Annotated in this window: 3 protein-coding genes; all 3 read left to right on the top strand. The window is 45.4% G+C overall.

The window, feature by feature from the left end:
• Nucleotides 1-192: 192 nt before the first annotated feature.
• The 3 genes from imuA to BCT81_RS09870 all read left to right on the top strand — a co-directional run bounded on the left by imuA (nucleotide 193) and on the right by BCT81_RS09870 (nucleotide 5,585).
• Nucleotides 193-900: a translesion DNA synthesis-associated protein ImuA gene (imuA, locus tag BCT81_RS09880; protein ID WP_102424020.1), complete on the top strand. Its 708-nt coding sequence runs from the start codon at nucleotides 193-195 to the stop codon at nucleotides 898-900.
• 3 nt (nucleotides 901-903) lie between these two features.
• Nucleotides 904-2,376 carry a DNA polymerase Y family protein gene (locus BCT81_RS09875; RefSeq protein ID WP_102424019.1) on the top strand — a complete coding sequence of 491 codons (1,473 nt, stop codon included), beginning with the start codon at nucleotides 904-906 and terminating at the stop codon, nucleotides 2,374-2,376.
• A 116-nt stretch (nucleotides 2,377-2,492) separates the two neighbouring features.
• Nucleotides 2,493-5,585 (top strand): error-prone DNA polymerase, encoded by a 3,093-nt coding sequence (locus BCT81_RS09870; protein WP_102424018.1) that lies wholly within the window; start codon nucleotides 2,493-2,495, stop codon nucleotides 5,583-5,585.
• Nucleotides 5,586-5,731 lie beyond the last annotated feature (146 nt).

Raw genomic sequence — 5,731 nt, 5'->3', positions numbered from 1 at the left:
CATTAATGGCCAATGTATCGACGCTCAACCTAAGTAGTTGATATTATAACCAATCGTAAAAAGTCGCTTTAATAGCGGCTTTTTTTTGTATCTAAATCAAGCATCTAATACTTACTTCTACTAATTTTCGTCATTTTGCTTTGCATCTTTTTCACGATTAAATATACTGTATAAATATACAGGTATTTAACTATGCATGAACTCATAAAAAACTTACAAGACCGCCAGCTAATCTGGAAAGGGCTACAATCAACAACGCTAGGAAGTACCACTTCAACAGGCTATCCGCAATTGGATAAACAGCTTGATGGTGGCTTTCCGACGCACGGCGTTATTGAAGTTGAATCACAACAAGGGATCGGCGAACTTCGCCTGCTTACCCCCTATTTAGCCCAGCAAAACTCACAGAAACTGGCCATATTCATTAACCCACCAGGGAAGATCTGTGCCGAGTTTTTTAGTAGCCAAGGAGTCGAACTTGATAACATCTTGGTGATCGAGCCTCAACGCGATCTCGATGCATTGTGGGCTGCTGAGCAATGCCTCAAGAGTGGTGCTTGTCATTCTGTATTGTTATGGGGCGCCGATCTCGAAATCCACCAAACCAAACGCTTACAAGCAGCAAGTGAAACTGGTAAATGCCTGCAGTTTCATTTTAAAGCCACCAGCCATAATCAATTATCCCTACCCGTTTCTTTAAGCATGAAGCTCTCTTCTCATGCTCAGGGGTTAAAGGTTGAGGTAACAAAAAGAAAAGGCAGCTGGTCGTATGGCAGCTTTATCCTCGACATGACTCACCATTGGCCGTTACTGACAGAGAAAGTCATCAGCATCGACAGTTCACACCGTGCCTTGTCTGCTAATACTGTGCTGGCTTTTCCTATTGCGAAACAAGGCTAGCGTATGCTGTGGCTGTATCTGCACTTTCCATCTCTGCAATTGGACACCTTGTTTAACTCAAATGAATCGGGCTCAAACAAAGAATCACATGAGCAACCAATTATCATCGTGGATGAAAAAGATCATCGTGTGCTACAAGCTAATCAAGCCGCACTGGAATCAGGCATCACACTGGGTATGGGATTAGGGTCAGCGGCAGCGCTTTGCCATCACTTACACGTTCATCCATACAGCATTGAGCTTGAAAAAAACAAATTGAAAGAGATAGCTCAATGGGCGTACCTGGTGACTTCCGACATGACCCTATTGCCACCCAATGGCTTATTGATTAAAGCTTCCAACATGCTATCGCTTTACGATGGGCTGGATAACTACTGGCATGAACTTAAAACCCATATTGAAGCTCTCAACATTAAGTTCCGCTTTGCCACGGGCTACTCACCGCTTTCTGCAATCCTTTTAGGTAAGCAAGCGATCAATCAAGTAACAGACAATGTTCAACAGATGAAAATTTGGGTTAACCAACAAGCATTGAGTTCTAGTGAATTGCCACCTAAGCAAGTTGAGCGCTTGAATCGTGTCGGTATTAATATCGTTGAAGAGCTATTGAAATTGCCTTTACAAGAGGTCGCACGTCGCTTTGATATCGACTTAGTCAATTATGTTGGTCGTCTGAATGGGCAGTTCAAACATCCTATTGATTTCTATCATCCTCCAGAAAGCTTCCAGCAATATCTGGAGCTGTTGTTTGATATAGAAAATATTCTATTTATCGAAAAGCCACTGCTGAAATTATTGAATCAGCTGGAGTGCTTTTTGAAGCTGCGTGACAGAGTCGCGTTTGAGCTAACACTGACTCTGCATCTCAGGGATAAAGACGATCACCATGTCTCTTTCTATTCAGCACAGGGCGACTACCTTGCTGAAAAGTGGGCTAACCTTACCCACCTGACCTTAGAGTCACTCAAGCTCACAGCCCCCGTTCAAGGGCTCACTCTCTCGTTAGTTCGTCATGGTGAGCCTCAAATGGCCTACCATGATCTTTTTGATGGCAATACCGGAACACTTGCAGTGTTAGATCTGCTGTCACTGTTACAGGCAAAGCTCGGACAAGCCTGTATTCAAACACCGAAAATACAGCAGGATCCTAGGCCAGAAAAAGCCAATCGCTACTCGCTTCCAACCCTGAGTAAAACCGTAGCAAAGAAAAAAGCCACCGTTGAGGTTGTGGAACAAACAGCGCCAGCTCTCAACATAGGTCAGCAGCGACTCAGGCCCAGCATTTTATTGCCGGAGCCAGAAGCCTTAACCGAAAACGTCACCTTATCTCAGGGGCCTGAACGTATTGTTTCTGGATGGTGGGATGGCGAGAAAATCATTCGTGACTATTTTATTGCTCACAGTGAAAACGGGCGATGGTTGTGGGTATTTAGAACACCAGATAAACAGTGGTTCTTACACGGCTTATTCAGCTAATCAACACTTACTCAGCTAACCAATAAAGAGTTGAACCGCCAACCCGCACCATTGACTCAATTTAAACGCCCCTTTTTCAATCATGTTTACTCGCAGTGATTAAGTGAGATTACGTTATGTCTCAGCAATACTCAGAGCTTTTCTGCCAAAGTAATTACTCCTTTCTTGAAGGAGCTTCACACGCGGAAGAGCTGGTTTTACAGGCAGATTTTTTACGTTACAAAGCACTCGCGGTCACTGATGAGTGCTCGGTCGCAGGTATCGTTAAGGTTCACTCTGCAATCAAGCAACACAACCTGTCGCTCAAGCAGATTGTCGGGAGCATGTTTTGGCTAAATGAAGAGTGCCAAGTGGTTTTGCTGTGCCCAAATAGGAAGGCCTATGCTGAGCTGTGCCGTATTATTACTAACGCGAGACGCCGTAGCAGTAAAGGGCATTATCAGCTCTCTGAGTGGGATATCATGTCGGCTAAGCACTGCTTCATTCTGTGGCTTCCTCAACAAAAAACTGAAGACGCCCATTGGGGACAATGGCTTTCACAACATCACTCAGGTCGATTGTGGATTGGTTTACAACGACACCTAAAACAGACCGACCAACAGTACATCGATTACTGTGTAGAGCTGTCACATCATCATCACCTGCCAATGACGGCTTGTGGCGGTGTGTTAATGCACAATGCTAACCGTCTGCCCTTACAGCACTCACTCACTGCGATTAAATACCAAAAGCCCATTACCGAGGTGGGTAGCCATCTGTTAGCGAATGCCGAGCGCTGTTTACGAAGCATCAATAAGCTCTCTCATATCTTTAAAACAGAGTGGCTAGAAGAGAGCAATCGCATCGCTGAACTGTGTGACTTTGATTTGGATAGCTTGCGATACGAATACCCAAGTGAGCTGATCCCTCAAGGTGAAACTCCCATGAGTTATCTGCGCATGTTGGTCGATAAGGGCAAACAGGCTCGTTTCCCACAAGGTGTGCCTAGTGACATTCAACAAATCATCGATAAAGAGCTAGGGCTCATTGACGAGCTCGACTACCCTTTCTTCTTCTTGACGATCCACGACATTGTCATGTTTGCCAAAAGCCAAGGTATTCTTTATCAAGGTCGAGGTTCAGCGGCCAACTCTGTGGTTTGTTACTGCCTAGAGATCACCTCGGTCGACCCAAGGCAGATCTCAGTGCTGTTCGAACGCTTCATCAGTAAAGAGCGTGATGAGCCGCCCGATATTGATGTCGACTTTGAGCATGAACGCCGCGAAGAAATCATCCAGTACATCTATAAAAAGTACGGTCGAGAACGTGCAGCGCTTGCTGCTACGGTCATTTCTTATCGCTTCAAAAGTGCAGTAAGGGATGTAGGTAAAGCATTGGGGCTGCAAGAAACCCAGCTTGATTACTTCATTAAGAACACCAACCGCAGAGATAAAAGCCTAGGCTGGCAGGCTCAGCTCACGCTATTAGGGCTGCAACCTGACTCTTTAAAAGGTAAGCAGTTTATCCATTTGGTTAATGAAATCATCGGCTTTCCACGTCACCTGTCTCAGCATGTGGGCGGCTTTGTGATCTCTTCTGGACCTTTGTATGAATTGGTTCCAGTCGAGAACGCCGCAATGCACGATCGCACAATTATTCAATGGGATAAGGATGACCTTGAAACTCTGGGGCTGCTTAAAGTTGATGTACTTGCACTTGGTATGCTTTCTGCCATTCGAAAATGCTTCGACCTGATCAAGCGTATTCATGGCCGCTCGTTAACGATCGCAGAGATCACTCGCCTTAAGGATGATCCTCAGGTGTACGGCATGATTCAGCGAGCAGACACCGTTGGCATATTTCAAATTGAGTCACGAGCACAAATGAGCATGCTGCCAAGGCTCAAGCCAAGGACCTACTACGACTTAGTAATTCAAATCGCTATCGTGCGTCCAGGTCCGATTCAAGGTGACATGGTGCACCCTTATCTCAAGCGTCGTGATGGTATTGAGCCAATAAGCTATCCCTCGAAAGAGGTGGCATCCGTCTTATCGCGCACTATGGGAGTACCTATATTCCAAGAGCAAGTGATAAAACTCGCTATGGTCGCTGCAGGGTTTACAGGTGGTGAGGCGGATCAGCTCAGACGTGCGATGGCCGCTTGGAAGAAAAACGGTAACGTATTTAAATTTAAAAACAAGCTCATTGAAGGCATGCAGAAGCGAGGCTATGACATTGAGTTTGCCGAGCAAATCTTTAAACAGATATGCGGCTTTGGTGAGTACGGCTTCCCGGAAAGTCACTCAGCTTCGTTTGCAGTACTCGCGTATTGTTCAGCTTGGTTAAAATGCTATTACCCAGAGTGCTTCTACGCCTCCTTACTGAATAGCCAACCTATGGGGTTTTACAGCCCATCGCAATTGGTACAAGATGCTCAGCGACACAATGTGGCGATACTCCCTGTATGTGTGAATGCCTCTCAAGACAACCACACAGTTGTCTCTCAGCAAAATGGTTTAGCAATACGCTTAGGGATGAGACAAATCAAAGGCTTGAGTGAACATGGAATCCAGAGTGTACTCGCTAACCGGCCGAGATCGGGTTATCGCCACCCTAGCCAGGTAAAACAGTTATCAATCAACAAGAAAGACATTGAACTACTTGCCTCAGCGAATGCACTTCACAACGTTTCAGGTGACCGCTTTCAAACTCGCTGGGCGATAATGGACTCGGCCTCTGACCTACCCTTGTTCAGCCAAATCGATGACAGCTTTGAAAAGGGTAATGACGAACAAGGGTTACAACAACCTAGCGAGATGCAGGATTTACTTGAGGATTTCACCAGTGTTGGGATCTCCTTGAATAAGCATCCCATCACGTTACTGGAAGAAGCTAACCGATTAGGTCGCTTCACTCATATGAAAGACTTAAAACAACAACGACACAAATCCATGGTCACCGTTGTTGGGCTTGTGACTGGCAAGCAATCACCTGGAACCGCAGCTGGCGTCACCTTTGTCACACTGGAAGATAATACGGGCAATATTAACGTGGTGGTATGGGGAGCAACAGCGCGCGCTCAGCAGCAAGCGTATCTCACAGCTAAGGCGTTAAAGGTGCAAGGCATCTTAGAAAAAGAAGGTGAAGTGGTACATGTGATTGCAGGGAAACTTATCGACATTACCAATGAGATTGTTGGCTTAAAAACCAAGTCGCGAGACTTTCATTAACAACTCAGACACTGTTTTATTTAGGTAAAGAGAGAAACGAAAAAGGGAAGCATCTGCCTCCCTTATTTCAAATTGTTGAGTTATACCTCAATGTCAGCTTCCGTACGTCTTTTCTTAAATTCCCTATATAGTAATAAGCTTAAAGT

Origin of the sequence: Vibrio sp. 10N.261.52.A1, assembly GCF_002876325.1 — a bacterium.
GTDB lineage: Bacteria > Pseudomonadota > Gammaproteobacteria > Enterobacterales > Vibrionaceae > Vibrio > Vibrio chagasii.
Note: the sequence above shows the minus strand (reverse complement) of the source record. Positions and strands in the feature narration are given on the sequence as shown.

Bases quoted from the DNA above. Each gene is read 5' to 3' on its own strand.
- imuA (WP_102424020.1), top strand. From the start codon at position 193: ATGCATGAACTCATAAAAAACTTACAAGACCGCCAGCTAATCTGGAAA.
- BCT81_RS09875 (WP_102424019.1), top strand. From the start codon at position 904: ATGCTGTGGCTGTATCTGCACTTTCCATCTCTGCAATTGGACACCTTG.
- BCT81_RS09870 (WP_102424018.1), top strand. From the start codon at position 2,493: ATGTCTCAGCAATACTCAGAGCTTTTCTGCCAAAGTAATTACTCCTTT.